Here is a 25073-nt window from a genome sequence, read left to right as displayed (position 1 = left end):
CCGCGACCGACCGCGCGCAACCCGTCACCCCGACGAAGGAGTGCCCCCATGGCATGGGATTTCTCGACCGAGCCCGAATTCCAAGAGCAACTGGACTGGATGCGCGGCTTCGTCGACACCGAGATCGAACGACTGTGCCTCCTGTGGCCGGGGATGGACCACACCCCGCCCCCAACCTGGCTGCGCAGGGTGATCGATCCGCTCAAGCAGCAGGTACGCGACCGCGGCCTGTGGGCCTGCCACCTCGGCCCGGAGCTCGGCGGGTCCGGCTACGGACAGGTGAAGTTGGCGCTGATGAACGAGATCATCGGCCGCAACGAATGGGCGCCGACCATTTTCGGCGTCCAGGGCCCCGACACCGGCAACGCGGAGATTCTGGCGCACTACGGCACCACGGAGCAGAAGGAACGCTACCTTCGTCCGCTGCTCGACGGCGAGGCCTTCTCCTGCTTCTCCATGACCGAGCCGCAGGCCGGCGCCGATCCGCGGCAGTTCACCACCCGGGCCGTACGTGACGGCGACTCGTGGGTGATCACCGGCGAGAAGTTCTTCTCCTCCAACGCCGAACAGGCCGCGTTCCTGATCGTGATGGCGGTCACCGACCCCGATGCCGATCCGGTACGCGGCATGTCGATGTTCCTCGTCCCGGGGAACACACCGGGCATCGAGGTGGTACGTCCCACCGTCACCTACGGCGAGCAACCGGGCGGCATGACCCACCCGCACCTGCGCTACAACGACGTGCGCGTGGGCGCGGACGCGATGCTCGGCGGGGAGGGCCAGGCGTTCGTCGTCGCGCAGACCAGGCTGGGCGGCGGGCGCGTGCACCATTCCATGCGTGCGGTGGCGGTGGCCACCCGCGCCTTCGAGATGATGTGCGAGCGCGCGCTCAGCCGCCGGGTGCGCGGCGGGCCACTGGCCGAGCGGCAACTCGTGCAGGACGCGATCGCCCGTTCCTGGGCCGAGATCCGCCAGTACCGGCTGTTCGTGATGCACACCGCGTGGATGATCGACAACGCGAGCACAGCCGACGTGCGGACCGAGATCGCGGCGTTGAAGAACATGGGTGCCAAGCTTGTGCACGACGTGGTCGAGCGGGCCGTGCACATCCACGGCGCGCTGGGGGTCTCCGACGAGACGCCCTTGGCCCGGATGTGGATGCAGGTCCCGATGTACGGCATTTGGGATGGTCCCACCGAGGTGCACACCGCCACGGTCGCACGCCGCGTGCTGCGCGGCTTCCGCCCCGCCCCCGGCCTCTGGCCCGGCGAATGGATCCCCGGCCGACTGGCCGAGGCCCGGGACCACCACCGGGACGCGTTGGCCGAGCAGGCGACGTGGGCGGCGGCGCGGGACGCGGACGACAGCGTCGCCCGAAATCCCGGAGCCCGGCTCGGCTGACCCGGGAACGGCCGGGCCGGTCAACGAACTTGTTCCACCGCGCCGTGGACGACATCCGGTGCCGGCGGGCGGCCGTGCCCCGAGGCGGCCTCGATGCGGTGCAGCAGTTGGCGCAGAAAGGCCGCCAGGTGGGAGGCGTCGGGCTCGGGCAAGGCCAGTACGGCGTGGTGCTCCCCCGCCGCCCTACGGGCGATGTCCCCCAACAGCCGGTCGCCCGCCCGGGTCAGCCGGACGACGACACCACGCCTGTCGGAGCCTCCTCTCCGGCTCCGGTGCACCAATCCCAGGCTCTCCAGGTGGGCGAGCCTCTTGGCCATCCCCGGCGGTGACAACAGCGACCGGCGAGCCAGTCCGGCGGGGGAACTCTCCCGGGGAGGATCGGCGCGTCGCAGCGTGCCCAGGATCACCACATCGGTCGCCACCAGACCGGCGTCGGCCGCGAGCCGGTCCATCGAATGGTTGACATAGCGGGCGATCAACAGCAGCCGGACCGCGAGAGCGGACGGAGCCGGGTCGTCCTCCGGCGCCGCTCCGCGCCAACGCGACACAGCCCGGTCGACCCGATCACCGTTCTCCGTCCCGGCTCCCGCCTCGGCGAACCGCATGGGTTCGGCGGGCCGCGGCGGCGTCCACGGAATCCCGGTTCCCGCTGCTCCCGGCGGCCCGCCGTCGGACCGCTCGCGGAGCATCGCGAAGTACCCGCTCAGCGTCTCCAGACCGTCGTCGCGTACGCGGTACGTGCGGAATCTGCCGGACCGTGTCGCGGCGACCAGACCCGCCGCCAAAAGCACCTTCAGATGCTGCGAGACCGCGGACCTGGACACACACGAGCCCGCCGCCAGCGCGCCGACCGTGGCCGGCGCCGCGGCCAGAGCCTCGAACAGCGCCCGGCGGGTGGGATCCGCGAGAGCGACCAACGCCGGCGCGGGATCGCACACGGAACGGTACGCATCGTCCATCGGACACCTCCGGGCACCTTGGGCACACCGCATTCGCAAGTGGCCACTTACCTCAAATCATCTATTTCTTTTGATCTATCTACCAGTCTTGACGCGACTTCCCCGCGCTTCTAGCGTCCGAATTCACCGAGGAAACCACCAGGCAGCGCGAGCAGTTCCCGTGGCGCGGCGCCACGTCCCTCGAACGCCGCCCGCGCCAACGGGCATCGCGTACCACCCGCGTACCGCATCCCTCGCAAACCCGACTGCCGGGCATCGCCGTCGGTCCGAACGACGCGGCCCGCCCCGACAACCCGAGTGAGGAGTACACAGGCATGGCCTCTGTACGGCACGAACTTCTCGACCTCATCGAAAATCCGGACGAGGCGTACAACCAACCGACCGCGGAGCTCGCGGTGCGGCAACTCCAGGCGGCCGATGAGTTGTTCCAGCAGCAGCGCGGGAGGATCGCGGTGCTGCGCCGGCGCGCGCAGGAGGCCGGCATCGAGAGCATCGGCTCGGTCGACGACCTGGTCCCGCTCCTCTTCTCGCACACCGCGTACAAGTCCTACCCGCAGTCTTTCGTCGACCAGGGCCGGTGGGACCGCATGCTCCAGTGGCTGCAGACCCTCTCCGCCGACGACGTCACCGGTGTCGACGTCGAGGGCGTGACGGACGTGGACGATTGGATCGACCGGCTGGAGGACGCCGGGCACCTCTTGGTGGTCACCAGCGGCACGTCCGGCAAGTGCTCTTTCCTGAACCACAGCCGCGCCGACCGCGAGCGCAAGAAGCGCCACTTCCTGCACACGGTCGCTTACCCGCACGCGCGGCCCGACGGAAACCGGCCGTTCTTCTGGCTCGGCCCGCTGACCGGCGCCAACAGCGCCGTGGAGGCCGCGAACCTCAACGCCGCCCACTGGGCCCGCCCCGGCGCCGTCCACGCACTCATCGACGAGCCGCTGCGCACCGCCGACATCAGCCGCACGGCGATCCTGCGCAGGAAACTCGCCGACGGCAGCGCGACCCCCCAGGAGATCGCCGAGGCCGAATCCTCCTCCGCCACCAAAGCCGCCCAAGGCCAGGAAGCCCTGGCGAAGTTCACCGATCTGCTGTTGGACCACCGGCATCAACCGATCTTCCTCAGCGGCGTGTGGGCGCAGCACATGATGATCATGGAGCGGGCGCGCGAGCGGGGCATCCCGGACGGCGACTTCCACCCCGACTCCGTGGTCAACGCCGGCGGTGGGATCAAGGGCATCCCGCTGCCGGCCGATTACCGGGAGCAAGTGGCCGCCTTCTACGGCGACGTGGTGCGGCCGGGGCACTACGGCATGAGCGAACTGGCCCAGCTGATGCCCCGCTGTGAAGCGGGCCGCTACCACCGCGCGGCCGGACTGATCATCCTCGTCCTCGACGACACCGGCGACAAGGCCCTCGGGCCGGAGGACGCCGGGCCGGACGGCCTGGTACGTGGCCGCTTCGCCTTCCTCGATCTCGCCCACGAAGGCAGGTGGGGCGGCATCATCACCGGTGACGCCGTCACCGCGGACTTCTCCGGGCAATGCGCCTGCGGCCGTTCCGGACCGACCCTGCTGGACGACATCAGGCGCTTCGCGCAACCCGGCGAGGACGACAAGATCGGCTGCGCGGGCACCATCGACGCCTACATCCGAGGAGCGATCGGCGCATGAGCACCCCCACCACCGGCATCGCGCCCGCCACGACGGCGCCCGGCCCCCGCGCCGCCGTCTTCCACATGATCAAGGGTGACGTGGTCACCGGAGCCGTACACGAATTCGGGTCCGCCGACCGCGGTTTCACCACACCGGCACTCGATCTCGACGCGCTCGTGTGGCCGCGCATCCAGCCGCCGCCCGCACTCGACGTACCGCTCGCCGAGGTCATGGACGTCCTGGTCGAGACAGGCAAGCGCATCGCCGCCGACCCGGACGGTCTGATGGCCGAGGCCCTGGACGCGGCCGTCCGCACCGGTACTCTCCCCCGCGACGTCCTGGAGCGCTCGTACGCGGCACTGCCCCGGCTGTTCGACCGGCGCTCGATGGAGTTCCAGGTGGACCAGGAGCTGGGCGGCGCCGACGTGGTCGACGGCTGGCGCGAGGTCGGCGACGCACCGAGCGGCCGTCGCCACCGCGTCCGCGCCTTCCCCCCGCGGCTGGTGCACATCCTCGCCGGCAACGCCCCCGGGGTTTCCGCGCTTTCGATCATCCGCGGGGCCCTGACCAAGGGCGTCCACCTGTTCAAGCTGCCGTCCAACGACCTGTTCACCGCTCCCGCGATCCTGCGCGCCATGGCCGACGCGGCCCCCGGCCACCCGGTGGTCCGCTCGTTCAGCGCGGTCTACTGGCGTGGCGGCGACGAGCGGGTGGAGGGCACGCTCTTCCGCCCGCAGTTCTTCGACAAGCTCGTCGCCTGGGGCGGCGAGAGTGCCCTGCGCAGTGCCCAGCGCTACGTGGGGCCGGGCTTCGAACTGGTCGCGTTCGACCCGAAGACGTCGATCTCGCTCATCGGCAAGGAGGCGTTCGTCTCCGACAAGACCCTTGCCGACGCCGCCGACCGCGCCGCCACGGACGCCACCGGCATGAACCAACAGGCCTGCGCCTCCAGCCGGTTCCAGTTCGTGGAAGGCACCACCGACCAGGTGGACCGCTTCTGCGCGGCACTGCACGAACGGCTTGGCGTGGAGCGGCCGACCTGCTCGGCCGTCGGCTCCCCCCTGCCGCCCGCGTTGCGGGAGGAGATCGACGGCATGCGCGACATCGAAGGGCTGTACCGCGTGTGGGGTGACTACAGCGGTACGGGAGTCGTCGTACGCTCCGAGGAGCCGGTCGACTTCCATCCGGACGGGCGCGTGGTCAACGTCGTCCGGGTGCGCAGCCTCGCGGACGGCCTGCGCCACGCCAACGTGGCGACCCAGACCGTCGGCGTCTACCCCTCCGAACGCAAGGCGGAGGTCAGGGACGGCTTGGCGGCGGCCGGCGTACAGCGCGTCGTGGAGCTCGGCGGCGCGGTGGGGATGGAGGCAGGCCTGCCCCACGACGGGTTCCTGCCCCTGCACCGCTTCGTGCGCTGGGTGAACGACGAAGGCTGAGCCCGGCGCCGAAGCCAAGCCGAGTCGGGGAGGCGGCCCACACACCCGCCTCCCCGACGCGGCTTCGGCGATTTCCCCGACGGCACCCACCCATGACAGGCCGGGCGCCACCGAGAGACCTATGCCAGGCCGAGCTGAAACAGGTCGACCACGCCGTCGTTGAACATGCGGGCGCCGCGGACGTTGTCCCCCCACAGGCCCACGGACTCGGATTCCGCGTACACCCAGCACGGCACATCGCTGTTCATCTGCACCTGAACACGCGTGTACGCGGTCCGCCGTGCGTCGACCGTGCTGGCCGCCCGCCCCGCCTCAAGTGCGGCGTCCACCTCGCGGCTGGAATAGCGCGTCACGTTTCCGGCACTCGCCGAATGCAGGAAACCGTAGATCAACGGATCCGGGTCATCGGCCCACACCTGGTAAAAGGACATCTGGTAGTCCTGACGCACCCGGACCTTGTCGACCAGTTCCTCCACCGACGTCCGCTGCGTCGTGATGCGCACGCCGGGATACGCGTTGAGCGTCGTGGCGACGTACTCGGCGATCGCTTCCGTCTCGGCGACCGGCGGCACGAGCAGCGTGGCCTCCACGGGCTTCGCCCCGCCCGCCGTCAGCTCCGCGAACAGGCGCCGTGCCTCGTCGGGATCGTTGTCGGGAGCGATCAGGTTGATGTTGGTCAGTGGGGAAGCGGTCGTGAAGATGCCGCGGGCCGGCGTGCCGGCCCCTCCGAACGCCACATCGTTGACGGCTTTGGTACTCAGGGCGAGCGCCACCGCGCGCCGTACGCGCGGATCGTCGAACGGCGCGCGGGTGGTGTTGAAGATCAGCATTTGCCCCCCGGAGACCGGGACCCGTGACGTTCCGAGGCCTCGTCTCCGGGCGTGCTCCGCCACGCGGGCCGAGTTGATCACGGAGACGTTGGCCTCCCCATCGGCGATCATGTCGGGGTGCCACTCCGTTTCGGGCACGACCCTGTACACCAGCCCGTCCAACGGGGCGGGACCCTGCCAGTACGTGGGGTTGCGGACAAGGACCTGCCGGTCGTTCTTGACCCACTCGGTCAGGACGAACGGCCCGGCACCGACGGGCCTGGACCGGAACGCCTCCAGGTTCGCCAGCGCCGCGGGCGAACCGATGAAGTTGAGATGGCGCGAGATCATGCGGTCGAAGTTCGCGTTGGGCATGTCCAGCGTCGCGACCAAGGTCAGCGGGTCCCTGACCACCGTCCGCAGTCCTTGGACGGCGACGGCGTGGACGGACCGCACCTCGGGCCGACCGTGCATGTCCCAGGTCTTTTTGACAGCCGCGGCGTCGAACGGCGTCCCGTCACTGAAACGCACGCCGGGCCGGAGCTTGACGACCCATTCCCGGAAGTCCGCCGAGGGCACCAGGCTCTGCGCGAGGCGCGGCACCGTCGCCCCGGTGCCGGGGCTGGTCTCGACGAGAAGGTCGTACACAGCGGCCAACCGATTTCCGTACACCACCGCGTCGGACGGCACCCCGAACGGGTCCATGGTCGGGGCTTCGCCGATCGTCAGGAAGGTGAGCGTCCCACCCCGCCCCGGGGGGAGCGTCTCCGACGCTCCCCCACCGTTCCCCCCACCGCACGCTGCCGCCGCGGCGGCAGCCGCGGCCGTCACCACGACGCCGAGAAACGCCCTCCGGCGTATCGGCGCGCCTGCTCCCTGACCGCTCCCGGCTGGTCTTCGCGAAGATCCTGTCGGTGGTGTCCGGGAACCATCTTCTGGGATCACGCGTGTGTCCCCCCTCCTTGTGTGTCGCGGACGTGAAAGTGCCGACCGCCGAGCGGTCGCGTCGTCTTCGTGTGCGACAACGGACGCGTCGTGGCAGCGGAGGCACCGAAACCGCCCCGCGCGGTCGACGGAATCGCCCATCACCGCATGGCCCAGCAGGCGGGCGCTCTGCAGCTTGGCAATATTAGCGGAATCAGGCATCTCATTTGACTTTTTTACCCGACAGTCTGCTCGCGCGGCGCCCCGCACCCGCACCTGGTCGGCACCGCGGACAGCAACTGTGTCGACCACGGAACCACCGTGGCCGACACAGGAATTGGACTGACGCCGACAGCCGTCACGGCATCACGGGCTTGTCGTGTCCCAGCGCAGGGGCAGGTGCTGAACCGCGCGTACGGCGACGTTGCCGTACTTGAGCTGTGCGCCGGGGGGCACCTCGTACTCCGGGATCAGGCGGTGGAACTCCTCGATGGCGAGCCTGAGTTCGAGTCGTGCGAGGTGGGACCCCAGACACCTGTGCATGCCGCTCGCGAACGCGATGTGGGTGTGCCGCGCACGGTGGATGTCGACCCGCAGCGGGTCCTCGAACGCGGTCGGATCCACGTTCGCCGCCGCCCACACGGCGTGGATGGCGTCGCCCTCCTTGATCACCAATCCGTCGCCGAGATCGATGTCGGCCGTGCTGAAGCGCATGCCCGCGGGGACCGGGGACTCGTAGCGCAGCAGTTCCTCGACGGTGCCCGGGACGAGTGCCGGGTCCGCGACGATGAGGCGGCGTTCGTCGGGATGCCGGGCGAGCCAGGCGAACATGCACGACATAGCGGACGTGACCGTGTCCAGGCCGGCGAACATCAGCAGGAACAGGATGTTCAGCAGGTCCTCGTCCGGGATCGGGGCGCCGTCCATCTCCGCGGCGAGCAGGGCGCTGATCACATCATGCCGGGGTTCCTTCTCGGCGCGGCGCTCGGGCAGGAACGACCCGAAGTACTCGTAGAGCTTGGCGCCGGCCACCGCCATGTTGGCTTCGATTTCCTCGACGGTCTCCCCTTGCGGGTGGATCACGCCGTCCTTGAACTCCAGGAAGAAGTCCAGGTCCTCCACCGGCGCGCCGATCAGCCGGAGGAACGTCAGGCAGGGCAGGGGGACGCAGAAGCTCTCGTACAGCTCCGTCTCGCCGGCCTCGTGGAAGGTCCGGACGAGTTCCCGGGTCAGTGCACGCACCGACTCCTCAAGCAGCCGCACCTGCTTCGGGGCGAAGAACGGGTCCAGCAGGCGCCGCCACTTGGCGTGGTCGGGTCCGTCGATCTCCAGCGGGATCAGCGGTTTTCCGGTGGCGAAGCTGCCGCCCCGGCCGCCGTTTCCCAGAATTCCGGGGTGCCGGTTGATGCGCACGATGTCGTCGTGCCGGTACAGGTGCACCACACCGTCGATCCGCTCGGACCTGACCTCGCCCGCCTTCTGGGCGTAGATGGCCTGGGGATCGGAGAGGTCGCGTACGGCCATCGCCAGTGACGACAGCCTGGAGTCGAACCGTGCTTCGTCCACGTGAGTCTCCACTCGACTGCGAGTCATGCGTCCGTGATGGTGATCGCCCGCTCGGGGCATTGGAGGGCACCCTGTCGTGCCTGGTCGGCCAGCCCCGGGTCCACCGGGGAGTCGGGGGGAAGTTCGTTGTGGCCGGAGTCGTCGAGCGGATAGGCGTCGGGGCCCGCGAAGGCGCACATCGCATGCCCCTGACAACGCTCGCGATCGAAGAGAATGCGCAACACAACCTCCGTGGAAGGCGATTGGCTCGATGGGCGCATCGGCCCGGGGCGCGTGTGCGCGGTCAGGCCCCATCGAGAATCAGGTCGGCGGCGCGCCAGGCCATGGCCATGATGGGACCGTTGAGATTGCCGGACACCATCGTCGGCATGACCGAGCAGTCGACGATCCGCAGTCCGTCGACGCCGCGGACGCGCAGCTCGGCGTCGACGACGTCGTCCTCTCCCGGGCCCATGGCGCAGGTGGCGACCGCGTGGTATCCGCAGCGCCCGTGTTCGATTCCCGCGTTGAGGATGTCGTCGTCGTCCCGGACCGAGACACCGGGCAAGGACTCGAAATTGATCCGTCGCGCCACGGGGTCCGTGCCGAACAGCTCGCGCATCCGGTGCAGGAGCGAGACCCCCACCGTGCGGTCGTACTCGGTCTGGAAGTAGTTCGCCTTGATCGTCAACGGCGCGTCCGGGTCAGCCGACGTGATGTGCAGCGCCCCTTCCGAGGTGGGCCGCAGGACGAAGGCCAGACCCATGATGCCCGGCTCCCGTTCGACCTGGGTCTCCTTGCCCGGCACGTCCGGTCCCAGGGAGATGGGTGCGATGAGCATCTGGGAGTCCGGGCGCTCCAACTCCGGCTTGCTCTTGAAAAAGCCGATGACATTGAAGGCCGGTGCCGCCAGTGGCCCGCGCCGCGTCATCAGGTACTTCACGCCGGACACGTTCTGCCGCAACGGGGTGCTCAGCATCCGGTTGTACCCGAGGTCGTCCACCAGCCGGAACTGCGCGACGATGCAGCGGTGCTCAAGCATCCGGGTGCCCACGTTCGGGCTGTCGACGCGCACATCGACGCCGGCGGACTTCAGTACCTCGCGGGGCCCGATGCCGGAGAGTTGGAGGAGTTGCGGCGTGGCGATGCTGCCGGCGGACAGGATCACCTCACGCCGGGCGCGGAACTCGGTCTCCGCGCCGTTTCGGCGCGCGCGCACCCCGACCGCGCGGCCGTGTTCCAACACCACCTGCGTCACCTGGGAGTTCACCGACACCGTAAGGTTCGGACGCTTGGCCACCGGACGCAGGAACACGCGGGCGGCGCTGAAACGCTGTCCGTTCTTGATGGTGGCCATGGAGTAGCCGATACGTTCGTCGTCGCCGGAGTTGAGGTCGTCCGTCCGACGCCACCCGAGCCGCTCCCCGGCCGCGATCACCTCATCGCAGAGCTGATCGCGGTCGGCGGCGGCCGTGGACACCGGGAGGGGGCCACCCTCACCGCGGACCGCCGACGCCCCGAGCCGGTTGTCCTCGATCCGCTTGAAGATCGGCAGGATGGTGTCCCATCCCCACCCGGGGTTGCCGAGGCGTTCGAGTTCGTCGTAGTCCGCCTTGTGGCCGCGGTTGTACACCATGCCGTTGACCGAGCTGGATCCCCCGAGCGTCTTTCCTCGGACCCAGTGCTCGACCTTGCCATGGGAGTTGATCGGCTCCACCGGGTAGTGCCACACCTTTCCCGGATCGCCCAGCAGTTTCCCGAACCCCTTGGGGATCGTGAACAGCGGCGAGGTGTCGCGCGCCCCGGCCTCCAGCAACAGGACGGTCGTACCCGGGTCTTCGGAAAGGCGGTGGGCGAGAACGCATCCCGCCGAGCCCGCCCCGACGATGATGTAGTCGAACTCTGCCACGCGATCACCCTTCTGTTGTGGTCGGCGGCGGCGAACCGTGGGCCCGCCGGGAGCGTCGAATCAGATTGCCAGGAACACCTAATTGAGTCAACGAATTAAGCTTTTTCGGCCCAGAAGCAAGGCCACATGATCAGCGAAGCCCCCCATGCCGCCGAACCGGCGGCCAAGCCTTGATAGATACAGAAAAATAAGCTTAATGTTTCAGCTACTGTCGGTGCCGCGAGGTCACGCAACGCGCCGCAGCACTCCACCGCAACGACACACCTCACCTTTCAGGGGGTTCCGTGGTAACCGTGGACCTGGATCTGCACCGGCGGAAGGCCGAGAGCGTACTGCCTCGCCCGCGCCTGGTCATCGGCGCCGACGACGTCACCGAGGCGAGCGGCGGTGTGTACGAACACGTCAACCCCGCCACCGGCCTCGTACAAGCACGCATTCCCTTGGCCGGTGCCGAGGAGGTCGACCGCGCCGTTGCGGCGGCCCGCGCCGCGTTCGAGGTATGGGGCACGATGCGTCCGGCGGACCGTCGGCGGCTCCTGGTCCGGTTCGCGCAACTGGTCCGCGAGCACATCGAGGACTTCGCGGCGATCTGCCCGCTGGAGAACGGCATCCCCCTCGGCGGTTGGGCCGAGAGCGTCGGCCCGCGCGTCGCGGAATGGACCGAGTACTACGCCGGCTGGGCGGACAAGATCGAGGGCATGGTGGGCGCGGCCTACAGCCCGCACGAGAACGTCGAGTACACGGTCGCCGAGCCGTACGGCGTCATCGGGCACATCATCACCTGGAACTCGCCCGCGCTGTCGCTGGCCATGAAGGTCCCCCCGGCGCTCGCCGCCGGAAACACCGTGGTGATCAAACCCGCCGAGAGCACCCCCTTCTCCGCACTCCTGTTCACCGACCTCGCCCGCCAGGCCGGCATCCCCGACGGCGTCATCAACGTCGTCACCGGCCTGGGAGACGCGGGCGAAGCACTCATCGCGCATCCCGGCGTGGACAAGATCTCCTTCACCGGCGGACCGGCCACCGCGCGCAAGATCATGACCACCGCGGCACAGAGCCTCAAGCCCGTGCTCTTCGAACTGGGCGGCAAGTCCGCGAACCTGTTGTTCGCGGACGCCGACCTCGACTCGGTCATCCCCTACTGCGCCGCCTTCTCGATGGCAAATTCCGGCCAGGGCTGCGCACTTCCCACCCGCCTGCTGGTCGAGCGCTCCATCTACGACGAGGTGGTCGAGAAAGCGGTCGCCACCATCGCGGCGCTGCCCGTCGGCGATCCCCTCGACCCCACCACCTACATCGGGCCGCTCGTCAACGCCGCGGCCCGGGACCGCGTGCGGTCCGTCATCGACCAGGCCGTCGCCGACAAGTCCGGACGTCTGGTCCACGGCGGCGAACCGATCGACTCCGACGGCTACTTCGTCGCGCCCACGGTGTTCGCGGACGTCGACAACGACAGTGCCCTGGCTCAGCACGAGGTGTTCGGTCCGGTGCTGGCCATCGCTTCGTTCGACACCGAGGACGAAGCGGTGACGCTGGCCAACGCCAGCGAGTACGGCCTGTCCGCGTACATCCAGTCCAGCGATGTGCGCCGCATCAACCGGCTCGTCCCGCGCCTGAAGGCCGGCACGGTCTTCGTCAACCCCGGCCCCACCCCCATCACGTGCGCCGCCACACCGTTCGGCGGCGTCGGCATCAGCGGGTTCGGCCGCGAGGGCGGCAAGGCGGGCCTCGACGAATTCATCATGGTCAAGGGCGTGGGCATCGGTCGCCTCTGAGCCCCCGGGGGAAGCCGGCCACCGCGTTACCCGGCTGCGCCCGGGACCCGACAGCGTCACCGTCGGGTCCCGGGCGCAGGGATCGCGTCACGACAGGATCGGCCCCCCATCGAGCGGAGTGCCCTGTCAGACGCGCGGTGGACCTTGTCAGATGTGTGGAAGGCCCGGTCAGACAGCCGCCACGACCGGCAGCCAGTCGGCGAAGCGGCGCCACAACCGCACGCGGGTGTCGGCGAAGTTGTGCATGTGTGCCATCTTCGGCACCACCACGACCGTGGCATCGGGAGAACGCGGGTAGGCGGTCGGCTCCGCACGCGGGTCCTCGGACACATCGGACTCGCCGAAGGCCAGGAACACGGGCACATCGATCCGGTCGGCGAACGGCGCGGCGAGACCGGGTGTCATGCCGTCGGTCCCGGTGACCCGCGAGATCACGGTGTGGCATTCGGCCTCGTCATAGGCCCACAGATCGTCGGGCACATCGAGGGTGTGGAAGATGCCGCGGAAGTTCTCCCGCGGGGCGCCGTGGTACGCGGGAAGTACTGACAACCCGGACGATTTGGCGTTGTCCTCCATGATCAGCCGCCGGCGCTCCTCCTGCGAAATCCCCTCGAAGCGGCGGTGTTCGGGGATGTTCGCGATGATCTTGGGCGACGTGCCGAAGATCCCGATACCGGCGTAGTCCCCGAACTTGCCCTGCTGCATCATCGTGATGAAACCGCCCAGGGACTGCCCGATGCCCACGTAACTCGCATCGGGCAGCGGCGGAAGCGCGTCTGTGAGCTCACCCTTCTCAAGGTGCTCGCGCACGAACCGGTGCACGGCGTGCGCGGCGTCCGCGGCCACCTCAAGCGTCATGAAATCGCCGTCGTCGGGGCGCGTCCCGTCTCCGCCGCCCAGGTAGTCGCAGGCCACGAAGACCACCCCGCGCCGAGCCAGCCAGGCCGCCTTGCTGTAGTCCTCCCGGCCGGGAGGCTGCAGGTCCCAGTAGCGGCGATGGTAGGTCCCACCCGGGATCGCCAGAACGACAGTCGGCCGATCCGACAAGACCTCGGGATCGGCCACGACGGTGGCCGTGACATGGACAGGTCCGGTCACCGTCTGATCGACCGGCATCACAGCCGTGACATCGATGGTGAAGTCGTGCCGAATGACACTCACACTCAGCTCCCAATCCCTGGAATCGCGCCGCAGTCTGTCCCTGCCCCGCGCGCTTTCGCCGGCGGCGGCGAATGTCGATGTCTCATCCCGCGATGCGGTGCCGGACCAGCGTGACAGAGGCGCAAAGATACAGTCAATTGATTCATCGAAGATGACTAGTGACCATGGTCGTACGCGCAACCACCGAGGCCCCGCGGACTGCGCGGCGTCCGTCGCCGCCGACCGGAGGCAGCCGCGACGCCCGGCGCCCAACGAGCACGGACAACCCACACCGGCCTCCTCCGTCGGGGCGCGAGTCCGCGCAGCCGTTGGAGGCGGCAGTACTGGATACACTCCAAAATTTCAGCTGAATGAATTGACTATTTACTCCGCTGTGACCATGCTGGGCAGCATCTCCTGCACCCGTCGAACCGTCTGGGTAACCCAACGGCCCGTCCCTGACGTACCGCTTTGCCACAGCCGACCGTCTCGACGGGTTCGTCGGCGATCCGACGGCGCCCGTCGGGCCTCTTCGCCTCAGCACGAAACACCGGAAACGACGTGGTCGGGACACGACACCCGACATCGACCACCTGACCGGAGGACAGTCACGTCATGGCGAACGCACCTGCCGTCGACCGATCGGTTCCGACGGTGCGGCTCCACATCGGCGACCGCAAACTCACCTCGGGCAGCGGGGGAACCCACAACCGGATCAACCCCTGCACCGGTCGGGCCGACGGCGTCATTCCGCTCGCCGGTGAACAGGAGATCGACGAGGCCGTGCGGGCCGCGCACGAGGCCTTCCCCGTCTGGCGGGCCACGGCACCGGCAGAGAAGCGCCGCCTGCTGCTGCGCCTCGCCGACCTCGTCGACGAGAACGCCGCCGAACTGGCCCGACTCAGCTGCATCGACACCGGCATGACGTACATGCCGGACCCAGGCCTCATGTCGGAGTGGCCCCGCTACTACGCCGGCTGGACCGACAAGCTGTCGTCCGACGTCGTGGCCGGCATCGCCGCCACCGGCGAGTTCTCTTACACGATCGCCCAGCCCTACGGCGTCATCGGCGCCATTGTGACCTGGAACGGCCCTGTCGGCGACATCGGCATGAAGGTGCCCGCGGCGCTGGCGGCCGGCAACACGACGGTGATCAAGCCCCCGGAGATCACGCCGTACGCCTGCGAACTCTTCATGGACCTGGTCGGCCGGGCCGGTTTCCCCTCCGGAGTCATCAACCTCCTGCCGGGCAATGCCGAGGCCGGTGCCGCACTCGTCGCCCACCCCCTGGTGCAGAAGATCACGTTCACCGGGGCCCGGCCACCGCGCAACGCATCCTTGAGTCCTGCGCCAAGTCGATGAAGCCCTCAGTCATGGAACTCGGGGGCAAGTCGGCCAACCTGATCTTCGAGGACGCGGACATTGAAGCGGCGTGTGTGCACGGCGCCTTCCTGTCCGTGGGTTTCCTCGCGGGCCAAGGCTGCTCGTTCCCGACCCGGATGCTGGTGCAACGCCCGCGCTACGACGAGGCCGTCGAACGCGTCGCGGCACTGGCCAAAAGCTTCACCATCGGCGACCCGTTGGAAGGCGCGCTCGTCGGCCCGGTCATCAGTCAGGCCGCGGTCGACCGCATCCTGGGCATGATCGAGCGCGCACCTGCCCAGGGCGCCCGGCTGGTGTCCGGCGGTGCCCGGCTCGGCGGCGACCTCGCGGACGGCTACTTCATCGAACCGACGGTCTTCGCTGACGTGGACCCGCACTCCGAACTCGCCCAGGGCGAGGTCTTCGGCCCGGTCCTGTCGATCATTCCGTTCGACACCGAGAACGAGGCCATCGAGATCGCCAACTCGACCCCTTACGGCCTTGCCGCGTACGTTCGCACCAACGACCTGGCGCGCGCCCACCGGGTCGCTGAACAACTCGGCGCCGGCGACATCATGATCAATGGCGCGCAGAACCTCTACGTCAACCGTCCGTTCGGCGGCTTCGGACGCAGTGGCTTCGGCAAGGAAGGCGGCCGGCAGGAATCGAGGAGTTACTGCGCCTCAAAGGTGTCGGCATCGGCATCCAAAACGCGGGCGGGACCGGCGGCTTCCTCTGACCGATCCGGCTGACGGAAAGCCGACGTGTGCGGGTGCCGGTATCTCCGCCCGCGAGCAACACCCTGAGCCGCAGCGGATTGCACCGCTCCTGTGTACGGCGGATCGGTGAACTCGCCTGCGGGCCCGGCAAATACATACCTGCGCGACGAGGAGGGCAAGGCATGGCAACCGCGACCGCATTGCCGGGACGGCGACCGTCCCCGACAGAACCCAACAATCTGGGCTCCCTCGACTTCGCCTACGACCTCAGGAATCTGGGGTACATCGAGGAGGAGTTCCTCCTCAGCGGCACCGCCCACGCCTACGAGTTGATCGGGGGCCGCGGTGGCGACGGACAGTGGAGTGCCTGCCGGAGCGCATCGGCTCCCTTCACCACGCGTCTCGTGGTGCGCCGCCCCACCGACTCGGCGCGCTTCAGCGGGACCGTTCTCGCCGAGTGGCTGAACGTCAGCGGAGGAACGGACCTGGGTCACGAGTGGATTTTCCTGCACCGGCACCTGATCCGCCGTGGCGACGCCTGGGTGGGCGTCTCCGCCCAAAAGGCGGGAATCGACGGCGGCAGTGTGCTGGCCGGAGAAGCCGGCGTGGGTGAGCACCTGAAGAGGGTTGACCCCGCACGCTATGCAGGTCTCTCGCATCCCGGCGACGCCTGGGCGTACGACATCTTCGCCCAAGCCGGCGCCACCATCCGAGACGCGGCGTCCGGTGTGCTCGGCGAGCTACGGACCCGCCGGCTCATCGCAGCGGGCTTTTCCCAGTCGGCGACCTTCCTGACGACCTATGTCAACGCGATCGACGCTCTCATCCCGGTTATCGACGGGTTCTTGCTCCACTCCCGCAGCGCTTGGGGAGCCGAGTTCGACGGCAGGATGGCACCCGGCGTCGATGTGGCCGCCACGCGGGCCGAGCGTATCCGAGATGACCCACGCGTGCCGGTCGTGGTGCTGCAGACCGAGACCGATGTGCTGCTCCTCGGCAGCGGCCGGATCGCTCAACCCGACAGTGAGCATGTCCGCCTCTGGGAACCGGCCGGTGCCGCTCACGTCGACACCTACCTCCTGTTCGCCGCTCCCCACGACGACGGAACACTGCCCCCGGAGCGGTTGGCCCAGCTTCTGCGTCCGACCACACAACTGCCGCAAGGCCGAACCGCCGAGCTTGTCAACGCCGCCCCGCAGCACCACTACGTCGCCCATGCCGCGTACGAAAGTCTGGTCCGATGGGTCGCGCATGCGGCGCCCCCGCCAGTCACGCCACGGATGAACCTGTCGGCGGACCGTACCGGCTTCGAGCCGGACGAGCACGGAAACGCCACCGGTGGCATCCGCACGCCCTGGATGGATGTTCCGACCGCGCGGTTGTCCGGCATGAACCGGGCAAGTGCCCGTCTGGCCAAAGTGTTCGGCACGAGCGCCCCGTTCGGGCAGGCAGACGTCGAAGCCCTCTATCCAGGCGGCTCCAACGATTACATGCAGGCGTTCGCCAAGGCGCTCGATGAGACGATCAGCAACGGATTCATCCTCGACGCGGATCGGGCGGAGATCCTGGCTCTGGCCGAAGCGTCCTACCCCCGAGCCTCTCAGTAGAGGCAACGTATTCCAGAGAATGCGCTCATCGCGATCCAGAGTCCGCCGCGGCATCGGCGAGGCAGCGGACGGCGCCATGCTCGTGGCCAAACCAATGGCCGATGAGTGCCCTGATCCGCACACCGGCTTCCTGCGCCACTCGGATCAGGTTGGCCCGCTACCGCCTCTCGGAGTCGGCGTCGCGGAACGACGGAGCCGGCAGGACCGAGAAGACCGCGGCTCGCAGGGCGCGGGCAACTGCGCCATCCTGCAAGCCGGTTGCCCCGGTCACGAGGGCCAAGACAGGCGCACCGGAGGTGTCTCGGTTACGGACCGGGCGGGTCATGCCTGCTCCTCCCGTGCCACGCCTGAGCCGCCTTGCGGTACGTTCCATCCGAGTTGATGTGCTGCCCGCCAGCGGCGCAGCTCGTCCGACTCTTCGGCGACCGCGTCCGCCAACGGTTTGTCCTGGCTGCGGTCGTGAAGGCGCCGCACAACGGTCACCAGCTCCGGGTTGGCGGCAGCCATGCGGCCCGCCAGCTCTCGGGCCCGAGCCACCAACCGGTCCGGTTCGACGATCTCGGTGAGCAGCCCCGTGCGCAGGGCGGCCTCGGCGTCGAGTCGCACTCCGGCCAGGCTGATCGCCTTGGCGTTCCGGACGCCGACCGCACGGCCCAGTCGTGCCGTCATGCCACCCCCGGGAAAGGCGCCGATCCCTACGTGTGTGTCCGCGAACATCGCCCGTGGGGCGCCGATCAGGAAGTCGCAGCACAGGGCCAGCTCCAAGCCGCCTGCGACGGCCGGGCCGTTCACCGCCCCGACGAGCGGCTTGCCCAACTGTCCGAAACGGTGGAGAAGGACGCGAACGGTTTCCCGGTCGGCGCCGGCCGCGGCGAAGACCTTCAGATCCAGGCCGGCGCAGAATGCGGGTCCGGCTCCGGTGATCACGCCCGCCCGAACCGTGTCGTCCTGCTCGAACCGGTCCCCGCCTCGTCAAGCGCGGTCACCAGCCGGGGCGAAAGCGCGTTGCGCGCCTCGGGCCGTTGCAGGGTCAGGGTCAGTACGCCGTCGCTCAGGTCGGTGACGAGCGTGGCACCGGATTCAGCGTGTGCGCTCATCAGAAGACTCCGTATCCGCCGTCGATGCGCAGGCAGTCGCCTGTATGGAAGGAAGAGGCGTCGCCCGCCAGATACACCGCGACCCCGGCCCAGTCCTCGGGCGTGCCCCAGCGGCGCAGCGGAATCCGGGCCATCACCTTCTCCTCGACGGCCGGGTTCTCCAACCACGCGTCGAAGACCGGCGAGCGCGTCCATCCCGGGAGGACCGCATTGGCCCGGATCCGGTGCCGACCGAACTCCACCGCCAGCGAACGGGCCAGGGCCAGGAGCCCTGCCTTGGCCGCGGCGTACGCCTGCTCCCGTGGCGAGCCGAACAAGGCGGCGATGCTGGAGGTGAGCACGATGCTGCCGCCGTCGCCCTGCCGAACCATGATCCGGGCGGCCTCCCGCGTGGTGAGATAGGCGCCGTCGAGGTCGACCCGCATGAGGCTGCGCCACTGCTCCAGCGTGGAGTCCAGGTAGGCGGGGTTGGTCATCGAGTTGGCCAGAGCCGCATTGGCGAGGCAGGAGTCGAGTCGGCCGAACTCGCCGAGGATTCGGGCAAACCCCGCGACGACGGCCTCCTCGTCGCTGATGTCCACCTCAAAGCTCGCGACGCGGCCTCCGTGGGCCGTCAAGCGCTTGACCGCGTCCTCGTTCTTCTTCGGGTTGCGCCCCCAGATGCAGACGTCGGCACCTGCACGGGCCAACCCCTCGGCCATACCCAGTCCGACGCCCGAGTTGCCTCCGGTCACCAAGGCAACATGGCCGGTGAGGTCGAAGGGATGCTTCGATTTCACGACCCACCTCTCTCCTGGCGCGGGCTGCGCCACCTCGAAAAACGCGACGCGGGAGCCGACGTTCCGCCGCCGCCATCCCAGCCCCGACAACCTTCAGGCAGAACAAGTCCCGGCAGGCCGATAGACCAATCTCATAGAAGTCAGTTAAATATATAACCTAATTCTTGGACCGGCGGCGGGCAAGCGTGCGGATCCAGCCAAGGACGAATGCCTCGGCTGCGTCTCGCACGCACAGCCCCAGGGGCCACCACACAGCACGCGACAAACCGGATGAAGTCCTCCACGACAGCGCGGAGTCCGCGTCGGACGAGGACCCAGGAAAGATAATCAGCGCAATTCGTTGACTCATTGAGCGATCGGTAGGGAAGATTCCCGGAAGCTCAGCCGCTCGACGCCCGCCTGCGTCAGGTCACGTGCACGCCCGGAACACGGGTCACGCGTCAGCTCTCTCACGCGCTCGCATTCCATCCCCGTGGCCGAAGCCTTTCCAGCCGCACGACAAGGAGTGGACCCCTTGATCCGTGACAGATACTTCGAACCCGACGTGGAGACGATGCCGCGACCGCGGTTGGAGGAACGGCAGGAGCAGCGGGTACTCGAACTGGTCCCCTACGCCTACACGAACTCCGCCTTCTACCGTGAGCTGTGGGACGCCCATGGGGTGCACCCCCGCGACATCCGCTCCCTGGAGGATTTCCGGGAGCGGATCCCCTTCATCGACAAGGACATGCTCCGCGCCTACCGGACGAAGAAGGGGGACCCGTTTGCCGGCCTGCTGTGCGTACCGCCGGGTCGGCTCAGCTCGGTGACGTCCAGTTCCGGCACCACCGGCGACCCGGAGTTCTTCGCCGAGATCTGGGGCGACGGCCCTCCCCTGGTCTCCGCCTCACTGCGCGACCTGTGGGAGGTGGGCGTACGACCGGGAGACCGTGTGCTGAGTCCGTCCGGTACCTTCCGCAACCTGATGGACTACGGCTACCAGGCGCTGGGGGCCGTGGTGGTGTCGGCCGACACCTGGTTCGGGCGCATGGCCGAGACCCTCGAACTCGTGCGCCGCCACCGTCCCGCCTATATCCAGCTCATGTATCCGCAACTCGTCGAGTTGGAGCGCTTGGCGCACGAGCACGACCTGAAGGAGGTGTTCTCCTCGCTCAAAGGGGCATCGTGCGCGGGCCAGCCGATCAGCCCACGTATGCGTGCCCAAGTGCGGGATGAGTGGGGCATCGAACTCTTCGAGTACACCAGCGCGGCCGACACCGGGACAGCCTGGGAGTGCGGTGAGCACAACGGCTTCCACCTGTGGGAGGACACCGTCTTCGCCGAGTGTGTCAACCCGGCGACGCTGGAGGCCGTGCCGGATGGCGACCTGGGGGAGCTGGTCGCCACCGACCTGGACAACTCGGCGGCACCACTGATCCGCTACCGCAGCGAGGATCTGGCCCGCCTCAGCCGTGAGACATGCGGCTGCGGACGCACGCACAGCCGCATGTGGGTGTCCGGACGACGCGGCGACGAAACCCTCGTGGACGGACGCACCGTTGCGTTGCGCGACGTGTGGCAGGCGGTGGAGGCCCAACCCGAGACCGTCGCCGGCGTCTTCCAGATCGTCCGTGCCCAGCGCGAGGTGGAGCGGCTGCACGTCCGCGTCGGCTACGACCCTTCGGTCACCGAGGACACGTCGGACCTCGCCGTACGACTGCGCGAGGAGATCAGGAAGCAGACGGGAGCGGATCCCGAACTGGAGCTGCACACCGAGGACGAGCTCATGGCGACCGTGCGCAGTGTGGCGAAATTCCCGAGGGTGGTGAAGGCCTGATGGCCCGCGCACAGTCCCTGGCCCGCGCCCGGGTCCTCGACCGTCCGGCGACGGCGTACATTCTGCCCTTCCGTACGCCGACCGGCACGGTCGACATCGAGGTCACCTGGGAGGACCTGGCTCGGGACGCGGCATGGACGGAACGCCAACTACGCGGCCTGGGACTGGAGCGGGGACAACGGGCGCTCCTGACCTTCTCCGGCTTCGAGGGAGCATGGATCCGGCCCGTCATCGAGGCTCTGCGTGCCCTGGGAGTGGTCTACGGAACAGCGGACGCGATGGGGTGGGACCACGCCCGCACCATGGTCTTCCACCGCGAGCTGGACCTGTACGCCGTTCTGGGGCTCAGCTCGGGAACGGTGGAGAGACTCGGCGATCACCGCATGCCAAGCGAGATGTTCCAGGACACCCCCGTTGTCTGGGCCCGTCCGCAGGCCGCGCGTACCCTGCGCGCGGCGGGAGTTCCGGCGGGTGTGCTGGCCCCGCTGGGCCCGGCGCTCGCCGTCGAGTGCCTCCAGCGTCACGGCGCCCACGTCAACGCGGAAGAGTGGCAGGTCTCGGTGCGGGACCACCGGCTGGTCGTCGCGCCCGCGGCTGCCAGAGCCGCCTCCGGTTGGGGCGAGGTGGAGCTGGAGGACCAGGGCCGAGTGCTGTCCGGCGCCTGTCCGTGCGGGAGCACTGATCCGCGCGTGCTCTTCGGCTGACCGCCCGGCAAGGACTCGACGGCAGGCGCCCCTGCGGGCGCCCCGAACGCCTGTGCCCCCGAAACTCAAGCTGGTCCGGGGGCACAGGCGTGCCGCCTGCCACACCATCTCACCGGCGATCACGGCCCGCCCACTGCCCTCGGCCAGTCCGGCATTTCGCTATGATTAAATTAGTTATCTTATTCTTCTGTATCAGACGGCGATCGCGCGGCCCAGGGTGTACACCGCCTCGCGCGGACTGGAGGAGCGGATGAAGGTCGACGGCAAGCTCAGCGTCTCGGGCACCCCCTCGGTGATCAGCGCGGCGCAACACCACGAAACCGCGGGATACGACGGCCTGTGGTCCTCCGAATCGAAGCACGACCCCTTCCTGCCGCTGCTCCTCGCGGCGGAGCACACCGAGACGCTGGAGGTCGGCACCGCCATCGCGGTGGCGTTCGCCCGCTCCCCCATGCAGCTCGCGTACACCGCGCACGACCTCCAGACCTACTCGGGCGGCCGGTTCATGCTCGGGCTGGGCAGCCAGGTCAAACCGCACATCGAACGCCGCTTCTCGATGCCCTGGAGCCGCCCCGCCGCCCGCATGCGCGAATACGTCTCCGCGCTCCGCGCGATCTGGTCCGCCTGGAACGACGACACCAAGCTCGACTTCCGCGGCGACTTCTACACCCACACCCTCATGGCACCGTTCTTCTCCCCACCCCCCGCACCCGGCGGCGCCCCCAAGGTCCTGATCGCCGCCGTCGGCGAAGCCATGACCGAGGCCGCCGGCGAGGTCGCCGACGGCCTGCTCGCCCACGCCTTCACCACCGAACGCTACATGCGCGAGGTCACCCTGCCCATCCTGGAGCGCGGCCTGCACACCTCCGACCGCAAACGCGAGGACTTCATCCTCAGCCACATGCCCCTGGTGACCACCGGGCGCAACGAGGAGGAGATGGCCCGGGCCGTCGACGGCACCAAACGCCAGATCGCGTTCTACGGCAGCACCCCCTCCTACCGCCCCGTGCTGGAACTCCACGGCTGGGGAGAACTCGGCGACGAACTCAACACCCTGTCGAAATCCTCCCGCGACGACAAATGGCAGGCCATGGGCAACCTCGTCGACGACCAGGTACTCAACGCGTTCGCCGTCGTCGCCGAACCACAGCACATGGCCGCGAGCATCCGCGACCGCTTCGACGGACTCGTCGACCGCGTCTCCTTCTACACCGCCTACGACATCGACACCCGCGTCTGGGACGACGTCGTCCACGAACTCGGAAACGGCGGCAGGGCTTGACGCCCGGCCGCGACGACGACTGAGCAGAAAGCAGAACCCGCGGAAACCGGTGCGCCGACGGCCCGAAAGGGACGCCGGCGCACCACGGTCATGCGGTCACGGATAAACCACCGAGTACCACGACTTGGGTGAGGGACGACATGGGTCCACTGGCAGGCGTGCGCGTACTGGAGTTGGCGGGGCTGGGCCCGGTGCCCTTCGCGGCCATGATGCTGTCCGACCTGGGCGCGGAGGTCATCCGGGTCGACCGCGCGGACAGGGCCGGTGCGACCCGGGGATCCGGCTACATCATGAACCGCGGCAGGCGTTCGGTCGCGGTGGACATCAAGAATCCCCGCGGGCGCGAGGTCATCCTGCGCTTGGCCGAGAATTGCGACGCGCTCCTCGAGGGCTTCCGGCCGGGCACCATGGAGCGGCTGGGTCTGGGCCCGGACACATGCCTTGAGCGCAATCCCCGGCTGGTGTTCGGCCGCATGACCGGCTGGGGACAGAGCGGCCCCCTCGCCCACACCGCCGGCCACGATCTCACCTACCTGGCCCTGTCCGGCACACTGAGCAACTTCGCCCGACCGGGAACCACACCGGTCACACCCCCCGCGGGCATGGTGGCGGACCTGGGCGGCGGCGGACTGATGCTCGCGTTCGGCGTCGTCAGCGGTGTCCTGGAGGCGCGCGGCTCGGGACGAGGGCAAGTCGTCGACGCCGCCATGATCGACGGGGTCACCGCGTTCACCGTCATGCTGCGCAGCATGATGGCCGAGGGCCGCTGGACGGACGCCCCGGGCAGCAACTTCTCGGACGGCGGTTCGCACTACTACAACGTGTACGACACCGCCGATGGCGGGCACGTGGCCGTCGCGGCGGTCGAACCCCCGTTCTACGCGGCGCTGCTCGAAGGGCTCGGCCTGGACCGTGCACGGCTGCCGCACCAAAACGACAGCGACCGCTGGCCGGAGATGAAGAAGCTCTTCGCCGACATCTTCCGCGGCCGGACCCGGGACGATTGGGAGCGGCATTTCGACGGCACCGACGCCTGCGTCGCACCCGTGTTGTCGCTGACCGAGGCAGTGGACCACCCGCACAGCAAAGCGCGGAAGACGTTCATCGAACACGCGGGAGCCGTTCAGCCGGCCCCCGCCCCCCGGTTCGACCGAACTCCCGGCAACGTGACCCTTCCTCCGCGGCGGCCGGGCGCGGACACCGACGCCGTACTCGATGCGGCGGGGTTCAGCGGCCAGGAGATCAGCACGCTCCGCTCTGAAGGGGTCGTGGGATGAACAACCCTGGGGAATGCACGCCGACGCCGGCGGCGCACGTGCTGTGCGATGTGGTCGACGGCGTCGCCGATGTCCGGCTCAATCGCCCCGAACGCCTGAACGCACTCGACGACGGAATGTTCGCGGAACTCATCGCCACGGGTGAACGCCTCCGCGACGACCCCGGCGTCCGCGCGGTCGTCCTCTCCGGAACCGGGCGCTCCTTCTGCGCGGGCCTGGACGTATCGGCGTTCCAAGCGCAGGCGGACGGGCGCCCGTGGCGTCCGCACGAGGTGGCGCGGCGAGAAGAGAGCCAGCAACCCGCCGACGACGACGCACCGGACACGGGCGACGGCGACTTCGGCGTACCTGGCCTGGTCCTCGGGCGCGGGCAGAAAGCCGTGTGGGTCTGGCAGGTGCTGGACGTGCCCGTCATCGCGGCGATCCAAGGCCACGCCCTCGGCGGCGGGCTCCAATTGGCACTCGGCGCGGACATCCGGCTGGTCGCCCCCGACGCCCGGCTGGGGGTGCTGGAACTCGAATGGGGCCTGACCCAGGACATGACGGGGACGCAGGTTCTGCCCCGCCTGGTCGGCCTCGACGTCGCCAAGGACCTCACCTTCAGTGCCCGCCGGGTGACCGGCGAAGAGGCAGTGCGCCTCGGACTCGCCACCCGGGTGTGCGACGCCCCGCGCGACGAGGCCCTGGCACTCGCGGCGTCGATCGCCGCCCGCAACCCCGACGCGGTACGGGACGCCAAGCGGCTGCTCAACCACAGCCTCGAAGGCGGCATGAGGGAGGGCTTCCGCGCCGAACGGTCGGCGATGGAGCGCAACGTCGGCAGCGACAACCAGCGGCATGCCGTACGGGAGAAGCTGAAGGGCCGGTCATAACCAGC

At 68.9% G+C, this 25073-nt stretch carries 21 protein-coding genes; 12 read left to right on the top strand and 9 right to left on the bottom strand.

Annotated elements, in window-relative coordinates:
- Window positions 1–48: 48 nt before the first annotated feature.
- Window positions 49–1401: an acyl-CoA dehydrogenase family protein gene (locus LO772_RS31080; RefSeq protein ID WP_231775352.1), complete on the top strand. Its 1353-nt coding sequence runs from the start codon at window positions 49–51 to the stop codon at window positions 1399–1401.
- Between the two features lie 20 nt (window positions 1402–1421).
- On the opposite strand, the gene LO772_RS36150 is transcribed toward LO772_RS31080, so the two are convergent.
- On the bottom strand, window positions 1422–2360 hold the full coding sequence (locus tag LO772_RS36150) for a metalloregulator ArsR/SmtB family transcription factor (protein ID WP_331717288.1): 939 nt from the start codon (window positions 2358–2360) through the stop codon (window positions 1422–1424).
- A gap of 314 nt (window positions 2361–2674) precedes the next feature.
- Here LO772_RS36150 and LO772_RS31065 point away from each other — a divergent pair, with 314 nt between their 5' ends.
- Both LO772_RS31065 and LO772_RS31060 read left to right on the top strand, forming a co-directional pair.
- Window positions 2675–4033, top strand: a complete 1359-nt coding sequence (locus LO772_RS31065) for a hypothetical protein (protein WP_231775351.1) — start codon at window positions 2675–2677, stop codon at window positions 4031–4033.
- On the top strand, window positions 4030–5451 hold the full coding sequence (locus LO772_RS31060) for an acyl-CoA reductase (protein WP_231775350.1): 1422 nt from the start codon (window positions 4030–4032) through the stop codon (window positions 5449–5451). Before LO772_RS31065 ends, LO772_RS31060 begins: the two co-directional genes overlap by 4 nt.
- A gap of 119 nt (window positions 5452–5570) precedes the next feature.
- Here LO772_RS31060 and LO772_RS31055 read toward each other — a convergent pair whose 3' ends face one another.
- The 4 genes from LO772_RS31055 to LO772_RS31040 all read right to left on the bottom strand — a co-directional run bounded on the left by LO772_RS31055 (window position 5571) and on the right by LO772_RS31040 (window position 10638).
- The gene (locus LO772_RS31055) at window positions 5571–6965 is read right to left on the bottom strand and encodes an ABC transporter substrate-binding protein (protein ID WP_231775349.1); all 1395 of its coding nucleotides are present in this window, start codon (window positions 6963–6965) and stop codon (window positions 5571–5573) included.
- A gap of 585 nt (window positions 6966–7550) precedes the next feature.
- Complete coding sequence (locus LO772_RS31050) at window positions 7551–8750, bottom strand: cytochrome P450 (RefSeq protein WP_231775348.1); 1200 nt, start codon at window positions 8748–8750, stop codon at window positions 7551–7553.
- A gap of 23 nt (window positions 8751–8773) precedes the next feature.
- Window positions 8774–9010, bottom strand: a complete 237-nt coding sequence (locus LO772_RS31045) for a ferredoxin (RefSeq protein WP_269453121.1) — start codon at window positions 9008–9010, stop codon at window positions 8774–8776.
- Between the two features lie 23 nt (window positions 9011–9033).
- Window positions 9034–10638 (bottom strand): GMC family oxidoreductase, encoded by a 1605-nt coding sequence (locus tag LO772_RS31040; protein WP_231775346.1) that lies wholly within the window; start codon window positions 10636–10638, stop codon window positions 9034–9036.
- A gap of 293 nt (window positions 10639–10931) precedes the next feature.
- On the opposite strand from LO772_RS31040, the gene LO772_RS31035 reads away from it, so the two are divergent.
- Window positions 10932–12413: an aldehyde dehydrogenase family protein gene (locus LO772_RS31035; RefSeq protein ID WP_231775345.1), complete on the top strand. Its 1482-nt coding sequence runs from the start codon at window positions 10932–10934 to the stop codon at window positions 12411–12413.
- 168 nt (window positions 12414–12581) lie between these two features.
- Here LO772_RS31035 and LO772_RS31030 read toward each other — a convergent pair whose 3' ends face one another.
- Window positions 12582–13478: a hypothetical protein gene (locus tag LO772_RS31030; protein WP_231775344.1), complete on the bottom strand. Its 897-nt coding sequence runs from the start codon at window positions 13476–13478 to the stop codon at window positions 12582–12584.
- A 690-nt stretch (window positions 13479–14168) separates the two neighbouring features.
- On the opposite strand from LO772_RS31030, the gene LO772_RS36145 reads away from it, so the two are divergent.
- The 3 genes from LO772_RS36145 (at window position 14169) to LO772_RS31020 (ending at window position 17241) form a co-directional block, all read left to right on the top strand.
- Window positions 14169–14915, top strand: a complete 747-nt coding sequence (locus tag LO772_RS36145; RefSeq protein ID WP_331717287.1) for an aldehyde dehydrogenase family protein — start codon at window positions 14169–14171, stop codon at window positions 14913–14915.
- Between the two features lie 11 nt (window positions 14916–14926).
- Window positions 14927–15667, top strand: a complete 741-nt coding sequence (locus LO772_RS36140; protein WP_331717286.1) for an aldehyde dehydrogenase family protein — start codon at window positions 14927–14929, stop codon at window positions 15665–15667.
- 149 nt (window positions 15668–15816) lie between these two features.
- Window positions 15817–17241 (top strand): alpha/beta hydrolase domain-containing protein, encoded by a 1425-nt coding sequence (locus LO772_RS31020; RefSeq protein WP_231775343.1) that lies wholly within the window; start codon window positions 15817–15819, stop codon window positions 17239–17241.
- Between the two features lie 321 nt (window positions 17242–17562).
- On the opposite strand, the gene LO772_RS31015 is transcribed toward LO772_RS31020, so the two are convergent.
- Genes LO772_RS31015 through LO772_RS31005 form a run of 3 tightly spaced genes read right to left on the bottom strand, consistent with a single transcriptional unit; the run spans window position 17563 to window position 19117 of the window.
- A complete protein-coding gene (locus tag LO772_RS31015) occupies window positions 17563–18168 on the bottom strand; it encodes an enoyl-CoA hydratase-related protein (protein WP_231775342.1) in 606 nt (201 codons plus the stop codon).
- On the bottom strand, window positions 18165–18338 hold the full coding sequence (locus LO772_RS31010; RefSeq protein ID WP_231775341.1) for a hypothetical protein: 174 nt from the start codon (window positions 18336–18338) through the stop codon (window positions 18165–18167). The genes LO772_RS31015 and LO772_RS31010 overlap by 4 nt, the downstream gene beginning before the upstream one ends.
- The gene (locus LO772_RS31005) at window positions 18338–19117 is read right to left on the bottom strand and encodes an SDR family NAD(P)-dependent oxidoreductase (protein WP_231775340.1); all 780 of its coding nucleotides are present in this window, start codon (window positions 19115–19117) and stop codon (window positions 18338–18340) included. The genes LO772_RS31010 and LO772_RS31005 overlap by 1 nt, the downstream gene beginning before the upstream one ends.
- Before the next feature lie 514 nt (window positions 19118–19631).
- Here LO772_RS31005 and LO772_RS31000 point away from each other — a divergent pair.
- From LO772_RS31000 to LO772_RS30980, 5 genes are all read left to right on the top strand, one after another.
- Complete coding sequence (locus tag LO772_RS31000; RefSeq protein ID WP_231775339.1) at window positions 19632–20933, top strand: phenylacetate--CoA ligase family protein; 1302 nt, start codon at window positions 19632–19634, stop codon at window positions 20931–20933.
- Window positions 20933–21637, top strand: coding sequence for a hypothetical protein (locus LO772_RS30995; protein WP_231775338.1), 705 nt, complete (start codon window positions 20933–20935; stop codon window positions 21635–21637). The genes LO772_RS31000 and LO772_RS30995 overlap by 1 nt, the downstream gene beginning before the upstream one ends.
- Window positions 21638–21887: 250 nt before the next feature.
- Entirely contained in the window at window positions 21888–22919 is a 1032-nt protein-coding gene (locus LO772_RS30990; RefSeq protein ID WP_231775337.1) for a TIGR03617 family F420-dependent LLM class oxidoreductase, read from the top strand.
- Between the two features lie 140 nt (window positions 22920–23059).
- Complete coding sequence (locus tag LO772_RS30985; protein ID WP_231775336.1) at window positions 23060–24196, top strand: CaiB/BaiF CoA transferase family protein; 1137 nt, start codon at window positions 23060–23062, stop codon at window positions 24194–24196.
- The gene (locus LO772_RS30980) at window positions 24193–25068 is read left to right on the top strand and encodes an enoyl-CoA hydratase-related protein (RefSeq protein ID WP_231775335.1); all 876 of its coding nucleotides are present in this window, start codon (window positions 24193–24195) and stop codon (window positions 25066–25068) included. The genes LO772_RS30985 and LO772_RS30980 overlap by 4 nt, the downstream gene beginning before the upstream one ends.
- Window positions 25069–25073: the final 5 nt, after the last annotated feature.

Origin of the sequence: Yinghuangia sp. ASG 101 (genome assembly GCF_021165735.1) — a bacterium.
Taxonomy (GTDB): Bacteria; Actinomycetota; Actinomycetes; order Streptomycetales; family Streptomycetaceae; genus Yinghuangia.
The sequence above is the reverse complement of the archived record's forward strand: the minus strand, read 5'-3'. Positions and strand labels throughout refer to the sequence as shown.

Bases quoted from the DNA above. Each gene is read 5' to 3' on its own strand.
- LO772_RS31055 (WP_231775349.1), bottom strand. From the start codon at position 6,965: ATGGACCCGTTCGGGGTGCCGTCCGACGCGGTGGTGTACGGAAATCGG.
- LO772_RS30995 (WP_231775338.1), top strand. From the start codon at position 20,933: ATGGCCCGCGCACAGTCCCTGGCCCGCGCCCGGGTCCTCGACCGTCCG.
- LO772_RS31060 (WP_231775350.1), top strand. From the start codon at position 4,030: ATGAGCACCCCCACCACCGGCATCGCGCCCGCCACGACGGCGCCCGGC.
- LO772_RS31080 (WP_231775352.1), top strand. From the start codon at position 49: ATGGCATGGGATTTCTCGACCGAGCCCGAATTCCAAGAGCAACTGGAC.
- LO772_RS31045 (WP_269453121.1), bottom strand. From the start codon at position 9,010: ATGCGCCCATCGAGCCAATCGCCTTCCACGGAGGTTGTGTTGCGCATT.
- LO772_RS31020 (WP_231775343.1), top strand. From the start codon at position 15,817: ATGGCAACCGCGACCGCATTGCCGGGACGGCGACCGTCCCCGACAGAA.
- LO772_RS30985 (WP_231775336.1), top strand. From the start codon at position 23,060: ATGGGTCCACTGGCAGGCGTGCGCGTACTGGAGTTGGCGGGGCTGGGC.
- LO772_RS30990 (WP_231775337.1), top strand. From the start codon at position 21,888: ATGAAGGTCGACGGCAAGCTCAGCGTCTCGGGCACCCCCTCGGTGATC.
- LO772_RS36140 (WP_331717286.1), top strand. From the start codon at position 14,927: ATGGAACTCGGGGGCAAGTCGGCCAACCTGATCTTCGAGGACGCGGAC.
- LO772_RS31010 (WP_231775341.1), bottom strand. From the start codon at position 18,338: ATGAGCGCACACGCTGAATCCGGTGCCACGCTCGTCACCGACCTGAGC.
- LO772_RS31065 (WP_231775351.1), top strand. From the start codon at position 2,675: ATGGCCTCTGTACGGCACGAACTTCTCGACCTCATCGAAAATCCGGAC.
- LO772_RS36150 (WP_331717288.1), bottom strand. From the start codon at position 2,360: ATGGACGATGCGTACCGTTCCGTGTGCGATCCCGCGCCGGCGTTGGTC.
- LO772_RS36145 (WP_331717287.1), top strand. From the start codon at position 14,169: ATGGCGAACGCACCTGCCGTCGACCGATCGGTTCCGACGGTGCGGCTC.
- LO772_RS30980 (WP_231775335.1), top strand. From the start codon at position 24,193: ATGAACAACCCTGGGGAATGCACGCCGACGCCGGCGGCGCACGTGCTG.